Here is a 21,508-nt window from a genome sequence, read left to right on the forward strand (position 1 = left end):
GAGCGGGCTCCAAGGACAGGAAGCCGCTACCCTGAGGGGCGAACCTTAATGAAGTCTTAGTGACTCATGCGCGGTAACAGATGACCAGGCGGTCAGCCGGTAGCCGGCCGGCTTGACCCTGAAGTCACTTCAGGCTTCAGGATGGTCACAGAAAGGCTATTGCCCGCTGCCTCCTCAACCCTTCGGAGACCTGTAGATGAGTGGCTCCACCCCGCACCACGATCACGATCACGATCACGATCATCAGCATGGCCACGATCACGGCCATGGTCACGCCCATGCCCCGCGGGTCACCGCCGACAACGAGCGCAAGCTCAAGCTGGTCTTCGTCCTGACCTTTGGCTACGCCATCGTCCAGGCCGTGGGCGGCTGGTGGTCCGGCTCCCTGGCGCTGATCGCCGATTCCGGGCATATGGTCTCGGATGCCGCCGCCCTGCTGCTGGCCCTGGTGGCCTACCGCGTGGCGGCCAAGGCGGCCAATGCCCGCTTCACCTATGGCTTCCACCGGGTGCGTATCCTCGCCGCCCTGACCAATGGCGTCGCGCTGTTGCTGCTGGTCCTGTGGATCGGCTGGGAAGCCATCATGCGGCTGCGCGAGCCCACCGAGGTGCTCTCCGGCCCCATGCTGGTGGTGGCGGTGATCGGTCTGGTGGTCAATATCGTCGGCTTCCTGGTGCTGAACGGCGGGCACAAGGACGACAGCAATCTGCGCGGCGCGCTGCTCCATGTGGCCGGCGACCTGCTGGGTTCGGTGGGCGCCATCGCCGCCGCCCTGGGCATCCTCTGGACCGGCTGGACCTGGCTGGATCCGGCGCTGTCGATCCTGGTCGCCCTGCTCATCGTCAAATCGGCCTGGACCCTGGTGCGCGATGCCGGCGCGGTGCTGTTGCAGGCCGCGCCAAGGGAATTCGACACGGCCGGTGCCACGGCGGCGGTCCGTGCCCTGCCGGAGGTGGCCGAGGTGGGTCATCTGCACGTCTGGACGCTGACCGACGAAACCCGCATCGCCACCCTGCACATCACCCCGGCGCCGGGCAGCGATCCGCTGCGGTTGCCGACCCTGGTGGGCGAGCTGCTGCGCAGTCGCCATGGGCTGCAGCACGTGACGGTGCAGGTGGATCCGCCGGGCACCCTCGACGGGCACTGCGCCTAGACTTGTCTGAACAGTGCCTGCGCCAGCCCAGGCTGCGTTAAAAACCCGCTGGGTCGGAATGCTCATTTACCACCCGTAACTTCGCGTGCGAGGCCGATCCGCTTCCTCATGGATGTGATTCGCTGGGCTCACCCTTCGAGCCAGCCATTGGTTGTTACTCCCGTTGGTCGTTGCGCCTCGCCTGACCTTCGCTCGGCGACTGTTCAGACCAGCCTCGGCATGTAACGCCCGGTAACAGTCGCCCTCGCCGGCGCCCGGTCTTCGCGGCGATGATGACGGGCTGGCGGCATGGCAGAGCGAGGAAGACAGGCGTGCGGGTACTGCTGGTGGAAGACGATGCGGCCCTGGCCCAGGGCATCCGCATGGCCCTGCGCGGCGAGGGCTATACCCTGGACTGGGTGGCCGACGGCCTGGCCGCCGAGCACGCCCTGGCGTCCGAGCGCTTCGACCTGGTGCTGCTGGACCTGGGTCTGCCACGGCTGGACGGCCTCGATCTGCTGCGCCGCCTGCGCAGCCAACCCGACGGCCAGGTGCCGGTGCTGGTACTCACCTCCCGCGATGCCAAGGCCGATCGCATCCAGGGCCTGGATGCCGGCGCCGACGACTATCTGGTCAAGCCCTGCGACCTGGACGAACTCAAGGCGCGCCTGCGGGCCCTGATCCGCCGCAGCTGTGGCCGAGCGCAACCGCTGCTGGAGCACGCTGGCATCAGCCTCGATCCGGCCAGCCAGGCAGTGCACTATCGCGGCGCCGAGGTGATGGTGACCCCCATGGAGTATCAACTGCTGCACCAGCTGCTGTTGCGACCGGGCGCCGTCATCACCCGCGAGCGGCTGAGCAATGCGCTCTATGGCTGGCAGGAAGCGGCCTCGGGCAACACCCTGGAAGTGCTCATCCACAACCTGCGCAAGAAGCTCGACAGCGGCCTGATCCGCACCGTGCGCGGGGTGGGCTATCTGCTGGAGCGTCAGCCATGATCGCCATCCGTACCCGCATCCTCGCCCCCACCCTGGCCCTGGTGCTGGCCGGCAGTCTGGCCCTCGCCCTGCTGGCCCTGCGCGACAGCCATCGCGAGATCGAGGGCATCTACGACGCCCAACTGGTCCAGGGCGCGCGCCTGCTGGAAGGCCTGCTGCAGGCCGGTACGCCAGCGGCGGATCGCTGGCCGGAGCTGATCCGGGTGTTCGACCGGGCCATGCAACCCGTTCCCGGCAGCGTACCAGCGCACCCCTACGAGAATCAGCTGACCTTCCAGATCTGGAGCGCGGACGGCCAGTTGTTGGCCCGGTCCGGCCAGGCGCCGCGGTTGGCCGAGGTGCCGCCCGAGGGGCTGCACGAGGTGTTCGACAACGGTCGCGAATGGTGCGGAATGCTGGTGCGTACCGCCAATGGCGGCCTGCGCATCTGGGTCGGCGAGCGCGAGGACCTGCGCCAGGACCTGATCCAGCGCATCGTCAGCCATACCCTCTGGCCGACCCTGGTGGGCCTGCCGCTGCTGGTCGGGGTGCTCTGGTTGCTGCTGGGCTGGGGCCTGCGCCCGCTGCAGCACTTCGCCCGCAAGCTGCGCGAGCGCGACCCCCACAGCCTGGCGCCGCTGCCGGCCGGACCGTTGCCGCCGGAGTTGCAGCCCATGCGTGGCGCCCTGGATCACCAGCTCGCCCAGTTGCGCGCCCTGCTCGAGCGCGAGCGCCGCTTCATCGCCGACGCCGCCCATGAATTGCGTACCCCCCTGGCGATCCTCGATCTGCATGCGCAGAACGCCCAGCACGCCGAGACGGCGGAAGAACGCGAGGAAGCCCTGGGCTATCTGCGCCAGGGCGTCGGTCGAGCCACCCGTCTGGCCAGCCAGTTGCTGACCCTGGCGCGGCTGGAACCCGGCGCCGCCCAGGTCCAGGCGCTGGACCTGGAACCCCTGGTGCGCGAAGAGCTGGCGGAATTGACGCCCCTGGCACTCAAGCATCAGGTGGAACTGGTGCTGGCGGCCCAGGCCGGACCACCGGTGCTGGGCGATCCGGATGCCATCGCCATCGCCCTGCAGAATCTGGTCACCAACGCCCTGGCCTTCGCCCCTGCCGGCAGTGCGGTGGAGGTCGGCATCGAGGCCAGCCAGGACAACGGCGTGTTGCTGCGGGTGGAGGATCGCGGCCCCGGGGTGGACGAGGCCGAGCTCACGCGGCTGTGCGATCGCTTCTACAGTGCCGGCAATCCCCAGGGCGCCGGGCTTGGGCTGGCCATCGTCGAGACCATCGCCCGCCGGCTGGGCGGTGCCCTGAGCTTCAGCAATCGCGCCCGGGGCGGCCTCCGGGTGGAGTTGCGCCTGCCGCGCGCGGGCTAGGTTTACACGGCTAGGCCTGCTGGCAACCGCGCGCCAAGACCGGCCGCGCGGGTCGGGTCAGACGCAGACCGAGGCCCATCAGCAGCACCACGCCCACCGCCATCAGCAGCCAGGCGTTGGCCAGGCTGTCCAGGTAGTCGCGCAGGATGCCGGCGGCCAGCGGCGCCAGGCTGGCGATCAGATAGCCACCGCCCTGGACGAAGCCGAGCAGGGCCCCGGCTTCGGCGGGATCGCGCACCTGGTCCATCGCCAGGATCAGCGACAGCGGAAACAGCGCGCCGATGCCCAGGCCGAGCAGGATGGCGGTGGGCACCGCCAGTTGCAGCGGCGCCAGCGCCAGGCACAGTAGTCCCACCAGCACCACGCCGAGCACGCCCAACACCAGCGGCCGGCGATTGCGCAGCCGGGCGATGGTGGCCGACAGCAGGAGACCGGCGCTGACCTCGGCGAGGCTCACGCCGCCCAGCAGCAGACCGCTGTCGGCGGCTTGCCAGCCGAGGCCGGTGTAGTACGGCGGCAACCAGGCCAGCACCAGGGTGTAGGCCGCAGTGCCGATGCCGAAGAAGGCCAGCAACAGCCAGGCCTGGCGCTGACGCCAGGGTTGTGCGCGAGGTGCAGCATCCTGCGCCGGCGCATCCGGACGGGCCAGGGCCAGCCAGATGCCGAGCGCCAGCAGCACCGGCAGGGTCCAGAGCGCCAGACCCTGGGCCCAACCCCACTGCTCGGCCAGGGGTGCCGCGGTGGCCGCCGCCACGGCCGCGCCGCCCATGATGCCGGTGGTGTAGAGCCCCATCAGGGTGCTGGTGCGCTGCGGATGGCAGCGGCGGATATAGGCCGGGATCAGCGCCTGTACCAGGGCGATGCCGACACCGCCCAGGGCGGCGGTGAGGATCAGCCCCAGGCCGCTCGGCTCTTCCCAACGCAAGGCATTGGCCAGGGCCAGCAGCAGCAGGCCGAGGGCGATGCCGCGGCGCTCACCGAGCCAGACCTGTAAGCGCGCGCCACCCAGGGCGCAGAGCCCCATGGCGGCGATGGGCAGGGTGGTCAGCGCCCCGGCACCACTGCCTTCCAGGCCGGTCGCGGCCTGGATACCATCCAGCAGCGGACCGATAGCGGCCAGGATGGGCCGTAGATTGAGGCCGACCAGCAGCACCAAGAGCACGGCGAGGAAGGCGTCCTGGCGCGGTGCGGGCGTGGTCGGGGATGATGATGACGCGGAAAGCATGGACAATCTCCAAAGTGACGCGGTATTTCTCTTGACGAGAAGTATCTTAACATCAAGATATATTCCCGAGGTAAGCCGATGGCCGATCGCGCCGAATTCGCCGTGGACCAGTGGCACCGCGAGCGCCCCGACCTGGATCCCCTGCCCATGCGCCTGGTGGGTCGTCTGGGCGAGGTGGCCCAGGTGCTCAGTCGCGATGTCCTGCAGCCCTTCTTCGACGAACACCGGCTGCACTATGGCGAATTCGACGTCCTGGCGACCCTGAGGCGCGCCGGCGAGCCCTATGCCCTGAGTCCGACGGTGCTCTATGAATCGGCCATGATCTCCTCGGGCGGCATGACCAATCGCCTCGACCGCCTGGAGCGCGCCGGCCTGATCGAGCGGCGCAAGAATCCCGAGGATCGCCGCAGTACCCTGGTCGCCCTTACCGCCGCGGGCTTCGCCCTGATCGACGGGCTGATGGCCGCCCACGTCGACAACGAACGCCGCGCCCTGGCCACCCTCAGCGAGGCCGAGCAGCGGCAGCTGGATGCCCTGCTGGGCAAGTGGCTGGCCGGCCGCGCACCCTGCTGATGACCAGGCTCATCGACTTCAGCTCATGCAACGGCCTGCACGCCGTGGCCCAGGACTACGCCCATGGCGATCGGGTGCCACCCCACAGCCATCGCCAGGCGCAACTGATCCATGCGCAGTGCGGCGTGGTGATCGTCAACACCGCCCAGGGGCGCTGGGTGGTGCCGCCGGAGCGTGGCGTCTGGGTACCGGCGGGCGAAGAGCACGACCTGCACCTGCTGGGACGCGTCGAGGTACGCACCCTGTTCGTCGACCCCCAGGTGCGCGCCGATCTGCCAACGCGCTGCCAGTTGATCGCCGTCTCGCCGCTACTGCGGGAACTCATCCTGGCCGCCCTACCCTTGCCGGTCGACAGGCCAGCCGAGGGCCGCGCCCGGCATATCCTGCAGCTGATGCTCGACGAACTGCAGGGCTCGCCCACCGCCGGGCTGCACCTGCCCTGGCCGGTGGATGCCACGCTCGCCGACCTCTGCCGCCACCTGCGCCAGCACCCAGGCGAACGCTGGACGCTGACCCGGGCCGCCAAGCGGCTGGCGGTCAGCGAACGCACCCTGAGCCGGCTGTTTCTCAAGGAGACCGGCCTGAGTTTCGGGCAGTGGCTGCAGCGGGCGCGACTGGATTCCAGTCTCACCTCGCTGGCCGCCGGCCATGCCATCGTCGACGTGGCCCTGGATCACGGCTATGCCAGTCCCAGCGCCTTCGCCACCCGCTTCCGCCAGGTGCTGGGCGTGTCGCCCTCGGCCTATCGGGGCCAGACGGAACTGCCTGTCGTCCCTAGCCCGCCACCCGGCCCAGCTCGGCTGGATCGATGAGCCCCAGGGCCGCGCTCTGCGCCGAGCGGGCAGCCAGGGCCAGACGACCGCCATAGGGATGGCGCGGGTGGATCGTCAGCTGGTTGCAGGCTTCCACCACGCTGGCCACCTCTTCCAGGCGGGAGAAATCGATCCCCGGCGCGATGCCCTGGCTGTAGAGATTCAGCGCCAGGGTCACCAGGTCCACGTTGCCGGTGCGCTCGCCATTGCCGAACAGGCAGCCTTCCACCCGCGTCGCCCCGGCCAGCTGGGCCAGTTCGGCGCAGGCGACCCCGGTGCCCCGGTCATTGTGTGGATGGACGCTGATGGTCACATGGGGCGCCGGCCCCAGGCCGCGGATGAAACCCTCGATCTGATCGGCATAGACGTTGGGGGTGGCCACCTCCACCGTCGCCGGCAGATTGAGGATCAGCGGGCGCTCCGCCGACGGTTGCCAGGCCTCGCGGACCGCCTGGCAGATCTCCAGAGCGAAGTCCGCCTCGGTGAAACAGAAGGTCTCCGGTGAATACTGGTAGGTCCAGGCCGTTTCCGGCTGGGCGTCGCACCGGGCGCGCACGCGTTGGGTCCCGGCGACCGCCATGGCCAGGGTGGCGGCGCGATCCTGGTCGAACACCACCCGACGGAACAGCGGCGCGGTGGCGTTGTAGAGATGCACGATAGCCCGGGGTACGCCCACCAGGGCCGCGAAGGTGCGGTCGATCAGCTCATAGCGCGCTGGCGTCATCACCTGCAGCCAGAGATCGTCCGGCAGCCCGTCCGCCGTGACCAGTTCGCGCACGAAGGCGAAATCGGTTTGGGACGCCGCCGGAAAGGCCACCTCGATTTCCCGGTAACCCACTGCCAGCAGCAAGGCGAAGAAGCGCCGCTTGCGTTCCAGTCCCATGGGCTCGATCAGCGCCTGGTTACCGTCGCGCAGATCGGTGGAGCACCAGCGCGGCGCCTCGGTCAGTTGACGGCCCGGCCATTGGCGATCGGGCAGGTGGGGCGCGGCGAAGGCTTGGTACTTGGTCTGGGGTTGCTTGAGCATGGGAGACTCCAGGGCTAGGCCCCAGAGTCTGACCGGCCACCCTGGCCGCTGCGCTCGCGAGCAGGACAGCGCCCTGCGCGATCCGGACAGCCACCGGCATGAAAAAAGCCGCCGGGGATGACCCGGCGGCTGTGTGTGCCTCGGACGCTAACGATCAGTCTACCGAGATGCGCTCCAGCGGCACCGGCTTGAGGCGCGGCGTGAGCACATGGATGACCACGATGGCCACCAGGTAGGCGCTGCCGGCCACGATGAAGATCGGCTGGTAGGACTTGAAGATCTCCAGGATGTAGCCGTTGTAGGTGGTCATCAGCATGCCGCCGATGGCTCCGGCGGTACCGCCGATGCCGATCACCGAGGCCACGGCTTCCTTGGGGAAGAGATCCGACGGCAGGGTCATCAGGTTGGCCGACCAGGCTTGGTGGGCCGCGGCGGCGAGGCCGATGATGCCCACCACCAGCCACAGGCTGGAGACGAATTGGGCAGTGACGATGGGGATGACCGCCAGGGCGCAGAGCAGCATGGTGGTCTTGCGCGCCAGGTTGGCGCTGCGACCGAGCTTCATCTGCTTGGAGGAGCCCCAGCCGCCCATTACCGAGCCGATATCGGCGAGGATGTAGATGGCGATCAGCGGCGGACCGAAGGATTTCAGATTCAGGCCATAGGTCTTGCCGAGGAAGTCCGGCAGCCAGAACAGGTACAGCCACCAGATCGGATCGGTGAGGAACTTGCCAGCGGCATAGGCCCAGGTCTCACGGAAGGTCAGCAGCTTGAACCAGGAGATCTTGGTCTCGACGGCCGGCTTGGCCGATACCGGGGAGCCGTCGTCGGCCTGGATGTAGGCCAGCTCTTCGCGACTCACCTTGGGGTGCTCATGGGGACGGCGATAGATCAGCAGCCAGGCGATCAGCCACAGGGCGGTGACCAGGCCGATGGAGATGAAGGCCGCACGCCAGCCCCAGGCCAGGGTGATGGCCGGCACCAGCAAAGGTGTGATGATAGGTCCCATGGCGGTGCCGGCATTGAACAACCCGGTGGCCTGGGCGCGTTCCTTTTGCGGAAACCATTCCGAGACCGCCTTGAGGCTGGCCGGAAAGCTGCCGGACTCGCCGAAACCGAGGGTGAAGCGCACCAGCACGAAGTGGGTGACGGTGTGGGCGATGCCGTGGCCGATGCTGGCGATGGTCCAGATGGTGAAGGCCAGGGCGTAGCCAATGCGCACCCCGACCTTGTCGATGATGCGGCCAAAGGTCAGGAAGCCGATGGCATAGGCACACTGGAACCAGAACACGATCTTGGCGTAGTCGGTCTCCGTCCAGCCCAGGTCCGCCTGCAGCGTGGGCTTGAGGATGCCGATCATCTGGCGGTCGATATAGTTGATGCCGATGGCGACGAACAGCAGGGCGCAGATCAGCCAGCGATAGCGGGTGAAACGGGAGGTTTGCGAGGTAGCGGCGACGGGCGTGTCCTGCGGCCGCAGGGCGGACTCCGTCTCGGGAGTGACCTGGATAGTCATTGAATGGGCTTCCTGACTTGTTGTTATTGACCGGGGTGAACCGGGGTCGTTGGAAAGCTGTTACCAGATATTCATATGACATCGTATGAGTGACTTTCAAAGGTGTCAATCCACCCAAAGCAGAGTGGTCAACCCTCTCGTCTGGGGGTAAACACCCTGCCCGACTCTGTCCTCCCTGCGCCTCGAATGGACGTGGGCAAGCGAGAAATATGAGGGCGAAGGATCTGTGACGCGCCTGGCACTTTCTCGCCCGCGGACGTCTAATGCCCCATCTTTGAAGCGAAGCCGTCGCCTCATCTTTTCTGCCGAGCCTGCCGTGTCCTTCGCCGATACCCCCTCCCTGTTGGCGCGCCTCGCCGAGCTGGAGCAGAGCAATCGTCACCTGCGTCAGCAGCTGGACGCGTGCGCGGCGCCCCGGGAAGGCGCCGCCACCTTGGCCAACGAGCGCTACCAGTTCCTGTTCAATGCCATGGACGAGGGCTTCTGCGTCATCGAATTCATCGATGGCCCCCATGGACCGCTGAGCGACTATGTCCATGTCGAGGCCAACCCGGCCTATACCGCCCATGCCGGCATCCCCGACGTGGTCGGCCAGAGGCTGCGCGACATGGTCGGCGACGAGGCCCAGGCCTGGCTCGATCGCTACGGCCATGTGCTGCGGACCGGCGAAGCCATCCGCTTCGAGCAGGAGCTGGTGGCCACCGGCCGCTATCTGGACGTCACCGCCTTTCGCATCGAGCCGGCCAGTCGCCGGCAGGTCGCGGTGCTGTTCCAGGACATCACCCCGCGCAAGCGGGCCGAAGCGGCCCTGCGGCAACTCAACGAGACCCTCGAAGAACGGGTACAGGCCGCCCTGGCGGCCAATCGCATCCTGGCCAACGTGGTGGATGGCGCCGCCGCCCTGATCCAGGTGCTGGATTTCGATTTCCGCTGGCTGGCGATCAACGGCTCCGGCGCCGATGTCTTCGAGCAGGAGATCGGGGTCCGGCCGCGCATCGGCGATTCCTTCAGCGAAAGCCTCAGGCAGCGGCCCGAATTGCGCGACGGCATCCTCGCCCACTGGCGCCGCGCCTTCGCCGGCGAGACCTTCAGCGAGATCATCTCGCTGGGCGAAGGGCCGGGCCGGCGCCATTACGAACTGCAATTCAGCCCGCTGCACGATGCCGAAGGACGCTCCATCGGTGCCTATCAATTCGCCTACGACGTGACCGAGCGCCTTGAAGAACAACAGCGCATCCAGGTCATGGAGGAAGCCCTGCGCCAGTCGCAGAAGATGGAGGCCGTCGGCCAGCTCACCGGGGGCATCGCCCATGACTTCAACAACCTGCTGACCGGCGTCCTCGGCTCGCTGGAGATGCTCGACCTGCGTCTGCGCCAGGGCCGGCTGCAGGACCTGGATCGCTACACCGGCACCGCCCGCAGCGCCGCCCAGCGCGCCGCCGCCCTGACCCACCGGCTGCTGGCCTTTTCCCGGCGCCAGACCCTGGATCCGCAACCGGTGGCGCTGGAACGACTGGTGATCGGTCTGGAAGACCTCATCCAGCGCAGCATCGGCCCGCAGATCGCCCTGGAGCGCGAAGCCGATCCCCAGCTGTGGCTGACCCACATCGACGCCTCCCAGTTGGAAAACGCCCTGCTCAACCTCTGCCTCAATGCCCGTGACGCCATGCCGGACGGCGGTCGCATCCGCATCGTCCTGGGCAATGAGTGTCTCGACGAAGCCCAGGCCGAGCACCAGGCGCTGCCCCCGGGCGACTTCGTGCGCCTGAGCGTGGGCGATACCGGCAGCGGCATGAGCGACGAGGTCCTCGCGCGGGTGTTCGATCCCTTCTTTACCACCAAGCCCCTCGGCCAGGGCACCGGACTGGGGCTCTCCATGGTGCATGGTTTCGTGCTGCAATCGGGGGGCGAGATCCGCATCGACTCCGCCCCCGGCGCGGGCACCTGGGTACACCTCTATCTGCCGCGCCATGGCTTGACGCCGGTGGTCAGCCCCCCGGTCCATCCCGAGCCCGAACCCAACCTGCCCGGCCAGGGCGAGACCATCCTGGTGGTCGACGACGAACCGACCATCCGTACCCTGCTGGTGGACGCCATGACCGCCCAGGGCTACCGGGTGCTGGAAGCGGCCGATGCCGTCACCGCCCTGGCGCTGCTCCCGCCCGACAGCCATCTGGATCTGCTGGTCACCGACGTCGGCCTGCCTGGCGCGCTCAACGGTCGCCAACTGGCCGATGCCTTGCGCGGCCTGCAGCCGCAGCTGCCGGTGCTGTTCATCACCGGCTATGCCGAGGCCAATGTCATAGGTGCCGGGGATCTCGAGGCGGGCATGCAGGTGCTGACCAAGCCCTTCACCCTGGATACGCTGGAGCGACGCATCCAGTTACTGCTCGACGAACGCTGAACCCAGCCTGAGCGATTACGAATGATGGCTTTTTGATATTATTCGCCATCACTTTTTTCAGTGCCCTCTGTTGTCGAGAAGCCTATGGACAAGCGCTCTCTGGTTCACCTGCTGCTGATCTTTACCCTGATCGCCTGCATGGCCCTGCTGGCCTCGTTGATTCGCTAACCACGTTAAGCCAGCCATAAGCCGGACGATGGCAAGCTCTACCTCGTGCCGAAAGGCATCGTAGAAGCTGACATCTGCGCTTTCAGCCCGGGAGGATCCCGGGCTTTTTTTCGCGCCGACAAAATGCGCAACAGTCCACGGGTCCGCGCTTTGCCACTGCAGCGACATTCGCCGGCCCTGGCATCATGAGGCTCTCGTCCAGGAGGGACAGCCATGATCACCAGGATGCCGTCAGCCACCGCCTCGTCGCTCGCCTTCGATGTCTGCCCCCTCGGCGCGGAGGCCCCGTCCCTGTCCATCGAGATGCTCTGGCAGGGTTTTCTGGCCCTGGATCATCATGGACAGCTCGACCTGAGCCGTACGATCAAGCGCCAGTTGCGCGAGCGCCTGGTTGAGCAGCTGGATGCCCAGCTGCCCAGTGTCGTAATCGACTCCCTGGACCGCTCCACCCCTCAGCCTCAGGCCGTGCCCCAGCGCCGCCTCCGCGGCGGCTGACCGCCCCGCTCAGTCCCGATAATCCGGCTCCAACCGCATGAGCTGACGCTTCACGCTGTCCAGGTGCAGGCGCGCGCTGTCGGCATTGCCCTGCAGCATCTGCTGGCAGGCGGCGTGGGCGATGGCTGGCGCCACCGGTTTGAGTGGTCGGCCGCTGGCCATGGCCTTGAGTTGCACCTCGGCGGCGCGCTCCAAATAGTAGAGATCGTCCCAGGCCTCGGCGATGCTCGGCCCCAGCACCAGGGGTCCGTGATTCTTCAGCATGACCACCGCCGCGTCACCTGCCGCCCGGGCGATGCGCTCGCCCTCGGTCGCGTCCAGCGCCAGGCCGTTGTAGTCCTCGTCCACGCTCAGGCGGTCATAGAACTTCAGCGCGGTCTGCCCAGCCCAGACGAAGGGGTCGCCTTCCAGCAGGCAGAGCGCCGTGGCGTTGGGCATATGGGTGTGGAAGGCCGCCCGGGCGCCCGGATTGAGCCGATGCAGCTGGGCGTGGATATGGAAGGCGGTGGCTTCGGGAGCCCCCTCCCCCACGACCACACCGCCCACAAAGTCGCAGATCAGCAGCGAGGAGGCGGTCACCTCGGCGAAGGCCAGCCCATAGGGATTGACCAGGAAGAGCTCGTCGTGGCCCGGCACCACGAAGGAAAAGTGATTGCAGATGCCTTCGCCCAGCCCCAGGCGGGCGGCCATGCGAAAGCAGGCGGCAAGATCGATGCGCGCCTGGCGGATGGCTGGGGTATTCAGATCAAGCTGATGGGCAGTGGCGTCGGTACTCTCGAAGGCGTGGGCCATGGGTTGCTCCTTGGGAAGAGGCCGGAACGCTGCACAAAGGATGCCGCTCCCTGCCATGGGACTATCATCATGAAGATTCAGCAGTCTCTTGTTATATATCTGCTGTCTTCGCTTCCGTAGAGAGCCCTGGCCCACCTGCTGCCCCTGGAGATCCCAGCCAAGGGGCAACTGGTCGGGTGCTCGGCGAGAGTCTGGAGGGCAACAAGCGGGTCAAGGCCAGCCACCAGGTGCGGCGTGCTGCGCCGGCGGCGAGCGGCCTGGTCGCCGGACTCAAGACCCAGAATGTCGGCAGCACCCGCTACTTCGATGCCGCCGGCTTCAAGGGACGCTCGGTCGGGCTCTGATCCGCGCCTAGAGGGTAAGGGTGCCGCGGATGCAATCCTGCACCGCGCCGCCCACCCAGATGCGGTCGGCGATGCGGGCCACCCGCACCCGACCACGGCGACCCATGGCCGTGCCCTGGCTGGCCAGGTAGCGCTCCGGGGCCAGGCCCGCCGGGATCAGCCACTGCGCCAGACTGGCGTTGAGGCTGCCGGTGACCGGGTCTTCGGCGAATTCCTCGCCCATTAGGGCGCGCACCTCGAACTGCGCCTCGGCAGCGCTGCCCGTCCAGGGTGCGATCAGGCCGACGTTGAGGCCTTCCAGCGCCGCATAGTCCGGGCGGATCGCCAGTAGTTCCTCGCGACACTCCAGCAGCACCGCGACCCAACCAGGGCCATTGTCGGCCCATTGGCTGGCCTGGATGCGTGCGGGCGAAAGGCCGGTGCCACGGGCGATGCACGCCAGCACCTCGGGCGCCACCGACCCGCTCCGCAGCAGTGGCGGCGCGGCGAAGGCCAGTTCCTCCCCGGCGGCGCGGATGGGCACCAGGCCGGCGCCGCACTCCTGGATCACCTCGATGCCCTTGGGTCGTCCGCCTTCGCGCAGCCAGACATGGCAACTGCCCAGGGTCGGATGGCCGGCGAAGGGCAGTTCGCGGACCGGGGTGAAGATGCGCACCCGGTAGTCCGCGGCCGGATCGGTGGGCTCGAGGAGAAAGGTGGTCTCCGACAGATTGGTCCAGCGCGCCAGGGCGGCCATCTGCTCGGTGGAAAGTTGATCGGCACCGCAGACCACCGCCAGGGCATTGCCCTCCAGGGGGTGCTGGGCGAAGACATCGACCTGATGGAAAACGAGGGACATGGCGGCAGGCTCTTGGGGCAAAGAGCCGATTGTCACCGGTGGAGCCCAGGCCGGACCAGCCACAGCCAAGCCGCGAAAGGTCCGTACAGATGGGTGTCGGAAGAGAAGCTGCCCGGCAGCTACTTGGCGGCGGTGAGGACGCGGAGTCGGACAGCGATCTATCGTTGGAACCTGGCCTTTCCGATCACCGAAAGGGGTACTGCCGCCTCGTTCAGGTCGCGCATTGTGTCGCGAAAAAATCCTTGCCTGTGAACCTGGCGGGGTCTAAACAATACGACCGACGGCCTGACCCATGACCATTGGCGGTCAGGCGATCCATAACAAAAGCCAGCCAAGAGGTCTCCCGCATGAGTCATGCAGGCAAACGCGTTCTGGTCACCGCCGCCGGCCAGGGGATCGGTCGGGCCACCGCCCTCGCCTTCCATCGCGCCGGTGCCGAGGTCATCGCCACCGACATCAATGCCGCCGCCCTGGACAGCCTGGATGGCCTGCAGACCCGGGTGCTCGACGTCACCGATGCCGCGGCCGTGTCGGCTCTGGTCGCCGAGCTGGGCAGCTTCGACGTCTTGTTCAACTGCGCCGGCTACGTCCATGCCGGCAGCATCCTCGATTGCGACGAAGAGGCCTGGCGCTTCTCCTTCGAACTCAACGCCACCGCCATGTACCGGATGATCCGCGCCGTGCTACCCGGCATGCTGGCCCAGGGCGGCGGCTGCATCATCAACATGGCTTCGATCGCCTCCAGCCTGAAGGGCGTGGCCAACCGTTGCGCCTATGGCGCCAGCAAGGCGGCGGTGATCGGTCTGACCAAGTCGGTGGCCGCTGACTATGTCGGCCAGGGCATCCGCTGCAACGCCATCTGCCCCGGCACCGTGGACTCTCCCTCGCTGCACCAGCGCATCGCCGACCAGGCCGCCCGTGAAGGCCGCAGCGAAGCCGAGGTGCAGGCCGCCTTCGCCGCCCGCCAGCCGATGGGTCGCGTGGGTCGGCCGGAGGAGATCGCCGCCCTCGCCCTGTATCTTGCCTCCGACGCCGCCGCCTTCGTTACCGGGACCGCCCAGGTGATCGATGGCGGCTGGAGCGTCTGACGCCGTTTTTCGTCCGCACCCTTTTCCCCTCATAGGAGCTCCGATGAAACTCTTGCGCTACGGCCCCCAGGGCCAGGAAAAACCCGGTCTGCTGGATGCCCAGGGCCGGCTTCGCGATCTCTCCGGCCAGGTGGCCGATCTCGCTGGCGAGGCGCTCGGCGCCGAGTCCCTGGCCCGGCTGCGTCAGCTGGACCCGAACAGTCTGCCGCTGGTGGACGGCGCACCGCGCCTGGGCCCCTGCGTCGGTCGGGTCGGCAAGTTCATCTGCATCGGCCTCAACTACGCCGATCACGCCGCCGAATCCGGGCTGGACGTGCCCAAGGAGCCGGTGGTGTTCAACAAGTGGACCAGCGCCATCTGCGGCCCCAACGACGCCGTGCAGATCCCCCGCGACTCGACCAAGACCGACTGGGAAGTGGAGCTGGGCGTGGTGATCGGCAAGGCCGGACGCTACATCGACGAGGCCAATGCCCTGGATCACGTGGCCGGCTATTGCGTGGTCAACGACGTCTCCGAGCGCGAGTGGCAGATCGAGCGCGGCGGTACCTGGGACAAGGGCAAGGGCTTCGACACCTTTGGTCCGCTCGGCCCCTGGCTGGTCACCGCCGACGAGGTGGCCGACCCGCAGAACCTCGACCTCTGGCTGGAGGTGGACGGCCACCGCTACCAGAACGGCAACACCCGCACCATGATCTTCACGGTGGCCCAGATCATTGCCTACCTCAGCCGCTGCATGAGCCTGCAACCGGGTGACGTCATCTCCACCGGCACCCCGCCGGGCGTGGGCATGGGCGTCAAGCCGCAGTCGGTGTACCTCAAGCCCGGCCAGAAAATGCGCCTGGGCATCCAGGGCCTGGGCGAGCAGCACCAGCGCACCGTCGCCGCCGACTGAAAGCGCCCTTCATCCGCGTTGACATCGCCGTGCCCGTTTTGAACGGGCACGGGGGGTGAGGAAATGGTCATGCCGATGAAGAGCACACGTGGAGTAATCAGAGAACCTCACTACGGGGAAAACGCCATGCAGTTTTCCACCCTACGCCAGATGCGACGTAGGTTGGCGCTGAGCGCAGCGAAGCCCAACGGAGGGCGGCTGCCCTCACCCCAGCCCTCTCCCAGAGGGAGAGGGGGCGGCTCCGTGGATAGCCTTTAGGTTGGCGTTAACCGAAAGCAGCAACGCGTGGAAAACGCCCTGCGGTTTTCCACCCTACGCCAGACTCGACGTAGGTTGGCGCTGAGCGCAGCGAAGCCCAACAAGACACGGACTCCCTCACCCCAGCCCTCTCCCAGAGGGAGAGGGGGCGGCTCCGTGGATAGCCTTTAGGTTTGGCGCTAGCCGAGAGCAGCGATGCGTGGAAAACGCCCTGCGGTTTTCCACCCTACGCTAGGCTCGACGTAGGTTGGTGCTGAGCGCAGCGAAGCCCAACGAGGGGCCGGCATCGTGGCACCTCGTAGCGTGGACAACGGCGCAGCCTTGTCCACGCGCCAAACACCAGTCCGCTACCGCTTGGGACTCAAGGGACTGTCGTCCAGGTCCTCGCGCTCTTCGGTGGTGGTGGTGTCCGCCGAATCCGGCACGTCGCCGTATTCGTCGTAGTCGTGGGGGGTCTGCTTGTCGTCCGCGGGTTCGGGATTCATGAGGTACTCCGATAAAAGAAGTGCCCTCGGTGGAGTCCGCCGGCCCCGGCTACGTTCCCGCTAGATCAGCGCCACCAGACGTTCGGCGACCCGGTCGAAGGGTTCGATGCTGCGCTGCGCACGACACAGCGGAATCACCCCCTGCACCGCCGCTACCAGCAGCGTGGCCAGCCCCGTGGCCGCCTCGGCCGAATGCCCATGCTCGACCAACGCCACCTGCAAGCGCGCCTCCCAACGGCGATAGATGCCCGCCGCCGCGTCCAGCTCGCGCTGGGCGATCTCGTCCACCGGCTCTTCCACCGCCACCGCCATCACCGGGCAGCCGACGCGAAAATCCGAGTCCAGCAGGATGTCACGCCAGAGCCTTAGGAAGCCCTGGATCCCCGCCAGGGCCCCGGCCTGCAGCTGCCGCTCCAGATCGCGACTGACCTGGGCGCCCGCCAGCTCCACCGCCTCCACCACCAGCTGATGCTTGCCGCCGGGAAAGTGATGATAGGTGGACCCCAGCGGTGCCTCGGCGCGCTTGATGGTCTCGCGGATGCTGGTGGCATTGAGGCCGTGCTGCGCCAGCATGGCCGACGCGGCCACCAGTACCCGTTCCCGCACCGTCGACTGCTCGGTCATTCATTCTCCTTGCTATGACAGTCGTCATAATCTACCGTCCAGGCATTATAACAACTGTCATAGGGACCACCCCATGCCCAGCGACGCCCTCGTCGAGGACCTGATCACCGCGGACGGTTATCGCCTCAGCACCAGTCGCTATCCCGCCCAGGGGCCGCTGCAGGGACGGCTAATCGTCGCCGGCGCCACCGCCGTGCCCCAGGGCTTCTACCGGCGCTTCGCCCAGCACGCCGCGGCCCGCGGCTTCGAGACCCTGACCCTGGACTATCGCGGCGTCGGTCGCTCCGCACCCGCCTCGCTCAAGGGCTTTCGCATGGACCTGCTGGACTGGGCGCGCCAGGACCTCGCCGCCGCCGTGGACGCCATGGCCCAGGGCGACGTCCCCCTCTACCTGGTCGGCCACTCCTATGGCGGCCATGCCTTCGGCCTGCTGCCCAATCACGCCAAGGTCGCCGGCTTCTACGTCTTCGGCACCAGCGCCGGCTGGCACGGCTACATGCCGCCGCTCGAACGCCTCAAGGTGCTGGGCATGTGGAAGCTGGTGCTGCCGGTGCTGACCTGGTGGAAAGGCTATTGCCCCTGGAGCGCCCTGGGCCTGGGCGAAGACCTGCCACGCGACGTCTATCGCCAGTGGCGCCACTGGTGCAGCTATCCCCACTACTTCTTCGACGACCCGGCCATGCGGGGCATCGAAGCGGGCTATGCCGAGGTGCGCACGCCCATCGTCGCGGTCAACGCCCTGGACGACCTCTGGGCCACGCCGCGCTCGCGTGATGCCTTCATGCAGGCCTATCGCAACGTCGACCTGCAGCGCGAAGACCTCGACCCCCGCCAGCACGGCGGCGCCATTGGCCACATGGGTTATTTCCGCGCCAACGCCCAGCCGCTGTGGGACCGCGCCCTGGACTGGTTCGCCGCCCTGCCCCGCTCACCGGGTCTGAGCTAAGTCCCAAACAGACCGCCCCAGCGGCGCGCCTGTCGCTTTTCCAAAAGCTACCCGTCGTTTCCGGACAGCCACTCCGCTGCCCCAGGTCCCATTGTGGCGGCACGAATAACAAGGAGTGACACCCGTGCTGATCGGCGTCCCGTTGGAATCCGGTGCAGGGGAAACGCGCGTGGCCGCGACCCCCGAAACCCTCAAGAAACTGATCGGCCAGGGCCACCAGGTGGTGGTGCAACAGGGTGCTGGCGAGCGGGCCAGCGTGCCCGACGCGGCCTATGCCGCCATTGGCGCCCAGCTCGGCGATGCCGCCGCGGCCTTGGGCGCCGACCTGGTGCTCAAGGTCGCGGCGCCCGATGTGGCAGAGCTGGCGCTGATGAAGCCTGGCGCCGTGCTGATCGGTATGCTCAACCCCTTTTCTCAGGAGACTCTCGACCAGCTCAACGCCCGCGGCCTCACTGCCTTCGCCTTGGAAGCGGCGCCGCGCACCTCCCGCGCCCAGAGCCTGGACGTGCTCTCCTCCCAGGCCAACATCGCCGGCTACAAGGCGGTGATGCTGGCGGCCGACCACTATCCGCGCTTCATGCCCATGCTGATGACCGCCGCCGGCACGGTGAAGGCCGCGCGGGTGCTGATCCTTGGTGCCGGGGTGGCCGGGCTGCAGGCCATCGCCACCGCCAAGCGCCTCGGTGCGGTGATCGAAGCCTCGGACGTACGTCCGGCGGTGAAGGAGCAGATCGAATCCCTCGGCGCCAAGTTCGTCGACGTGCCCTTCGAGACCGAAGAGGAGCGCCAGTGCGCCGAGGGCGTCGGCGGCTATGCCCGGCCCATGCCGGCCTCTTGGATGGAGCGCCAGGCCAAGGCCGTGCACGAACGCGCCAAGCAGGCCGACATCGTCATCACCACCGCGCTGATTCCCGGTCGCCGCGCCCCCACCCTGCTGCACGAAGCCACCGTGGCCGAGATGAAGCCCGGCTCCGTGGTCATCGATCTGGCCGCCAGCCAGGGCGGCAACTGCCCGCTGACCGAGCTGGACCGGGTGGTGGTCAAGCACGGCGTCACCCTGGTGGGCTACGGCAACCTGGCCGCCCGCGTCCCGGCGGACGCTTCGGCGCTCTATGCCCGCAACCTGCTGGACTTCCTCAAGCTGGTGCTCAAGGACGGGGCCTTCCACCTCGCCTTGGACGACGACATCGTCGCCGCCTGCCTGATGTGCGACGGCGGCGAACTGCGCCGCAAGAACGCCTGACGCCTGCCCGGCCCTCTATTTAAAGGACTGCCCCCATGGATCTGATTTCCGACGGCATCTACAACCTGATCATCTTCGTGCTGGCCATCTATGTCGGCTACCACGTGGTCTGGAACGTCACCCCCGCGCTGCACACCCCCCTGATGGCCGTCACCAACGCCATCTCCGCCATCGTGATCGTCGGCGCCATGCTCGCCGCCGCCCTCACCGTCACCCCGCTGGGCAAGCTCATGGGCACCCTGGCCGTGGCCCTGGCGGCAGTCAACGTCTTCGGCGGCTTCCTGGTCACGCGTCGCATGCTGGAGATGTTCAAGAAGAAGGCCCCCAAGGCCTCGGCGGAGAAGCCCTGACATGAGCATGAACCTCATCACCCTGCTCTACCTCGTCGCCTCGGTGTGCTTCATCCAGGCGCTCAAGGGTCTCTCCCACCCCACCACCTCGCGCCGCGGCAACGCCTTCGGCATGGCCGGCATGACCCTCGCCGTGCTCACCACCCTGGCGTTGATCCACAAGCTCGGCAGCGAGCTGGCGGTGCAGGGCATCGGCTATGTCATCGTCGGCCTGCTGGTGGGCGGCAGCGCCGGCGCGATCATGGCCAAGCGCGTGGAAATGACCAAGATGCCCGAGCTGGTGGCCTTCATGCACAGCATGATCGGCCTGGCCGCGGTGTTCATCGCCATCGCCGCGGTGGTCGAGCCGCAGTCCCTGGGCATCGTCGCCACCTTTGGCCAGCCGATCCCCAGCGGCAACCGCCTGGAGCTGTTCCTCGGCGCGGCCATCGGCGCCATCACCTTCTCCGGCTCGGTGATCGCCTTCGGCAAGCTCTCCGGCAAATACAAGTTCCGCCTGTTCCAGGGCGCCCCGGTGCAGTTCGCCGGCCAGCACATCCTCAACCTGGCCATTGGCGTGGCCATCCTCGCCCTGGGCCTGATGTTCACCTTCAGCGGCAACCTCGGCGCCTTCGCCGTGCTGGTGGCCCTGGCCTTCGTCATCGGCGTGCTGATCATCATCCCCATCGGCGGCGCCGACATGCCGGTGGTGGTCTCCATGCTCAACAGCTACTCCGGCTGGGCCGCCGCCGGTATCGGCTTCTCGCTCAACAATTCCATGCTGATCATCGCCGGTTCGCTGGTGGGATCGAGCGGCGCCATTCTCTCCTACATCATGTGCAAGGCGATGAACCGCTCCTTCTTCAACGTCATCCTCGGCGGCTTCGGCGGGGCGACGGAAGCGGCGGCCAGTGGCGGCAGCCAGGAGCAACGCCCGGTCAAATCCGGCTCGGCGGACGACGCCGCCTTCCTGCTGGGCAACGCCGACAGCGTCATCATCGTCCCCGGCTACGGCCTGGCCGTGGCCCGCGCCCAGCACGCGCTCAAGGAGCTGACCGAGAAGCTGGTGCACAACGGGGTGACGGTGAAATACGCCATCCACCCGGTGGCCGGCCGCATGCCTGGCCATATGAACGTGCTGCTGGCCGAGGCCGAGGTGCCCTACGACCAGGTGTTCGAGATGGACGACATCAACTCCGAATTCGGCCAGGCCGACGTGGTGCTGGTGCTCGGCGCCAACGACGTGGTCAACCCGGCCGCCAAGAACGACCCCACCTCGCCCATCGCCGGCATGCCCATCCTCGAAGCCTTCAAGGCCAAGACGATCATCGTCAACAAGAGATCCATGGCCAGCGGCTACGCGGGCCTGGACAACGAACTCTTCTACCTGGACAAGACCCTGATGGTCTTTGGCGATGCCAAGAAGGTCATCGAGGAGATGGTCAAGGCAGTGGATTAAGCCCTGCCCCCGCGACCGTTTGGGCGGTCGTGGGGGTAGTTCGTCGGCGATGAAATCCGCAGCGCCTACCTCTTCCAAACACTTTCATCCCAAGCGAAGCCTTGCCAACCCTCGGTTTCGGCTGCACTCGCTGCAAAAATCGTCAGACTTCACTGCAAAAGTCTTAGCAATTCCGGCCTTTTGCCAGCCTTGACGCCTCCTACCCTGCCTCCTACTGTGAAATCCATCACAAGGAAGCAGCCGTCACGATCCCTCGTCTCGGCCCCGGCCAGGACGCCGCTATGCCGCCCAAAGACCGTCACGGCAAGACCGCGCAAGACTATCGCGCCGCGGTCATTGCCGAAATCGCCTACCGTAGCCACCGTAAGGCGCATCATTCTCTCTTGCCACTCATATGGTCAATAGTGACCCTTCTGTGCCTAATTCTAATCGGCTGTAAATATAGTTTCATTTTCAGGAGGCTTTATAACCCTATAAAAAGCAGTCAAAACCATATAAATCG

21 protein-coding genes are annotated in these 21,508 nt (G+C 67.1%); 14 read left to right on the plus strand and 7 right to left on the minus strand.

Features of this window, described 5'->3' with window-relative positions:
• The first annotated feature begins 196 nt into the window (after positions 1-196).
• The 3 genes from AX284_RS03470 to AX284_RS03480 all read left to right on the plus strand — a co-directional run bounded on the left by AX284_RS03470 (position 197) and on the right by AX284_RS03480 (position 3,488).
• A complete protein-coding gene (locus AX284_RS03470; RefSeq protein ID WP_068383598.1) occupies positions 197-1,153 on the plus strand; it encodes a cation diffusion facilitator family transporter in 957 nt (318 codons plus the stop codon).
• A 311-nt stretch (positions 1,154-1,464) separates the two neighbouring features.
• Positions 1,465-2,130 carry a response regulator gene (locus AX284_RS03475; protein ID WP_068383599.1) on the plus strand — a complete coding sequence of 222 codons (666 nt, stop codon included), beginning with the start codon at positions 1,465-1,467 and terminating at the stop codon, positions 2,128-2,130.
• Positions 2,127-3,488 (plus strand): ATP-binding protein, encoded by a 1,362-nt coding sequence (locus tag AX284_RS03480; RefSeq protein ID WP_068383600.1) that lies wholly within the window; start codon positions 2,127-2,129, stop codon positions 3,486-3,488. The genes AX284_RS03475 and AX284_RS03480 overlap by 4 nt, the downstream gene beginning before the upstream one ends.
• Before the next feature lie 10 nt (positions 3,489-3,498).
• Here AX284_RS03480 and AX284_RS03485 read toward each other — a convergent pair whose 3' ends face one another.
• Positions 3,499-4,713, minus strand: coding sequence for an MFS transporter (locus AX284_RS03485; RefSeq protein ID WP_068383601.1), 1,215 nt, complete (start codon positions 4,711-4,713; stop codon positions 3,499-3,501).
• Between the two features lie 78 nt (positions 4,714-4,791).
• Between AX284_RS03485 and AX284_RS03490 the strand changes: the two genes are divergently transcribed.
• Both AX284_RS03490 and AX284_RS03495 read left to right on the plus strand, forming a co-directional pair.
• Positions 4,792-5,286 (plus strand): MarR family winged helix-turn-helix transcriptional regulator, encoded by a 495-nt coding sequence (locus AX284_RS03490; protein WP_068383603.1) that lies wholly within the window; start codon positions 4,792-4,794, stop codon positions 5,284-5,286.
• A complete protein-coding gene (locus AX284_RS03495) occupies positions 5,286-6,098 on the plus strand; it encodes an AraC family transcriptional regulator (protein WP_064308119.1) in 813 nt (270 codons plus the stop codon). The genes AX284_RS03490 and AX284_RS03495 overlap by 1 nt, the downstream gene beginning before the upstream one ends.
• Here the strand turns inward: AX284_RS03495 and AX284_RS03500 are convergent.
• Both AX284_RS03500 and AX284_RS03505 read right to left on the minus strand, forming a co-directional pair.
• Entirely contained in the window at positions 6,061-7,125 is a 1,065-nt protein-coding gene (locus AX284_RS03500) for a 2-isopropylmalate synthase (protein ID WP_064308118.1), read from the minus strand. The two genes, AX284_RS03495 and AX284_RS03500, sit on opposite strands and share 38 nt — an antisense overlap.
• 154 nt (positions 7,126-7,279) lie before the next feature.
• Positions 7,280-8,641 carry an MFS transporter gene (locus AX284_RS03505; RefSeq protein ID WP_017638693.1) on the minus strand — a complete coding sequence of 454 codons (1,362 nt, stop codon included), beginning with the start codon at positions 8,639-8,641 and terminating at the stop codon, positions 7,280-7,282.
• 316 nt (positions 8,642-8,957) lie between these two features.
• On the opposite strand from AX284_RS03505, the gene AX284_RS03510 reads away from it, so the two are divergent.
• Positions 8,958-11,045, plus strand: a complete 2,088-nt coding sequence (locus tag AX284_RS03510) for a hybrid sensor histidine kinase/response regulator (RefSeq protein ID WP_068383605.1) — start codon at positions 8,958-8,960, stop codon at positions 11,043-11,045.
• Between the two features lie 381 nt (positions 11,046-11,426).
• On the plus strand, positions 11,427-11,708 hold the full coding sequence (locus tag AX284_RS03515; RefSeq protein ID WP_068383607.1) for a hypothetical protein: 282 nt from the start codon (positions 11,427-11,429) through the stop codon (positions 11,706-11,708).
• A gap of 9 nt (positions 11,709-11,717) precedes the next feature.
• Here AX284_RS03515 and AX284_RS03520 read toward each other — a convergent pair whose 3' ends face one another.
• The gene (locus tag AX284_RS03520) at positions 11,718-12,500 is read right to left on the minus strand and encodes an aldolase (protein ID WP_064308437.1); all 783 of its coding nucleotides are present in this window, start codon (positions 12,498-12,500) and stop codon (positions 11,718-11,720) included.
• A 176-nt stretch (positions 12,501-12,676) separates the two neighbouring features.
• Between AX284_RS03520 and AX284_RS11895 the strand changes: the two genes are divergently transcribed.
• Positions 12,677-12,844, plus strand: coding sequence for a hypothetical protein (locus tag AX284_RS11895; RefSeq protein ID WP_160329272.1), 168 nt, complete (start codon positions 12,677-12,679; stop codon positions 12,842-12,844).
• A 7-nt stretch (positions 12,845-12,851) separates the two neighbouring features.
• Here the strand turns inward: AX284_RS11895 and AX284_RS03525 are convergent, their stop codons facing one another.
• Positions 12,852-13,682 (minus strand): PhzF family phenazine biosynthesis protein, encoded by an 831-nt coding sequence (locus AX284_RS03525; protein WP_068383609.1) that lies wholly within the window; start codon positions 13,680-13,682, stop codon positions 12,852-12,854.
• 347 nt (positions 13,683-14,029) lie between these two features.
• Between AX284_RS03525 and AX284_RS03530 the strand changes: the two genes are divergently transcribed.
• Both AX284_RS03530 and AX284_RS03535 read left to right on the plus strand, forming a co-directional pair.
• Positions 14,030-14,770, plus strand: coding sequence for an SDR family oxidoreductase (locus AX284_RS03530; protein ID WP_017638687.1), 741 nt, complete (start codon positions 14,030-14,032; stop codon positions 14,768-14,770).
• A gap of 43 nt (positions 14,771-14,813) precedes the next feature.
• Entirely contained in the window at positions 14,814-15,662 is an 849-nt protein-coding gene (locus tag AX284_RS03535) for an ureidoglycolate lyase (protein WP_068383611.1), read from the plus strand.
• Between the two features lie 605 nt (positions 15,663-16,267).
• On the opposite strand, the gene AX284_RS11935 is transcribed toward AX284_RS03535, so the two are convergent.
• On the minus strand, positions 16,268-16,405 hold the full coding sequence (locus AX284_RS11935) for a hypothetical protein (RefSeq protein WP_177329639.1): 138 nt from the start codon (positions 16,403-16,405) through the stop codon (positions 16,268-16,270).
• A gap of 60 nt (positions 16,406-16,465) precedes the next feature.
• The gene (locus tag AX284_RS12130; protein ID WP_068383613.1) at positions 16,466-17,029 is read right to left on the minus strand and encodes a TetR/AcrR family transcriptional regulator; all 564 of its coding nucleotides are present in this window, start codon (positions 17,027-17,029) and stop codon (positions 16,466-16,468) included.
• Between the two features lie 73 nt (positions 17,030-17,102).
• On the opposite strand from AX284_RS12130, the gene AX284_RS03545 reads away from it, so the two are divergent.
• From AX284_RS03545 to AX284_RS03560, 4 genes are all read left to right on the plus strand, one after another.
• Positions 17,103-17,975, plus strand: a complete 873-nt coding sequence (locus tag AX284_RS03545; protein WP_068383615.1) for an alpha/beta hydrolase family protein — start codon at positions 17,103-17,105, stop codon at positions 17,973-17,975.
• Between the two features lie 124 nt (positions 17,976-18,099).
• Complete coding sequence (locus AX284_RS03550; RefSeq protein ID WP_068383617.1) at positions 18,100-19,218, plus strand: Re/Si-specific NAD(P)(+) transhydrogenase subunit alpha; 1,119 nt, start codon at positions 18,100-18,102, stop codon at positions 19,216-19,218.
• A gap of 35 nt (positions 19,219-19,253) precedes the next feature.
• Positions 19,254-19,568 (plus strand): NAD(P) transhydrogenase subunit alpha, encoded by a 315-nt coding sequence (locus AX284_RS03555; RefSeq protein WP_068383619.1) that lies wholly within the window; start codon positions 19,254-19,256, stop codon positions 19,566-19,568.
• 1 nt (position 19,569) lies between these two features.
• On the plus strand, positions 19,570-21,006 hold the full coding sequence (locus AX284_RS03560) for an NAD(P)(+) transhydrogenase (Re/Si-specific) subunit beta (RefSeq protein ID WP_068383621.1): 1,437 nt from the start codon (positions 19,570-19,572) through the stop codon (positions 21,004-21,006).
• The last annotated feature ends 502 nt before the right edge of the window (positions 21,007-21,508 follow it).

The sequence above is a fragment of the Pseudomonas sp. HUK17 genome (assembly GCF_001566765.1).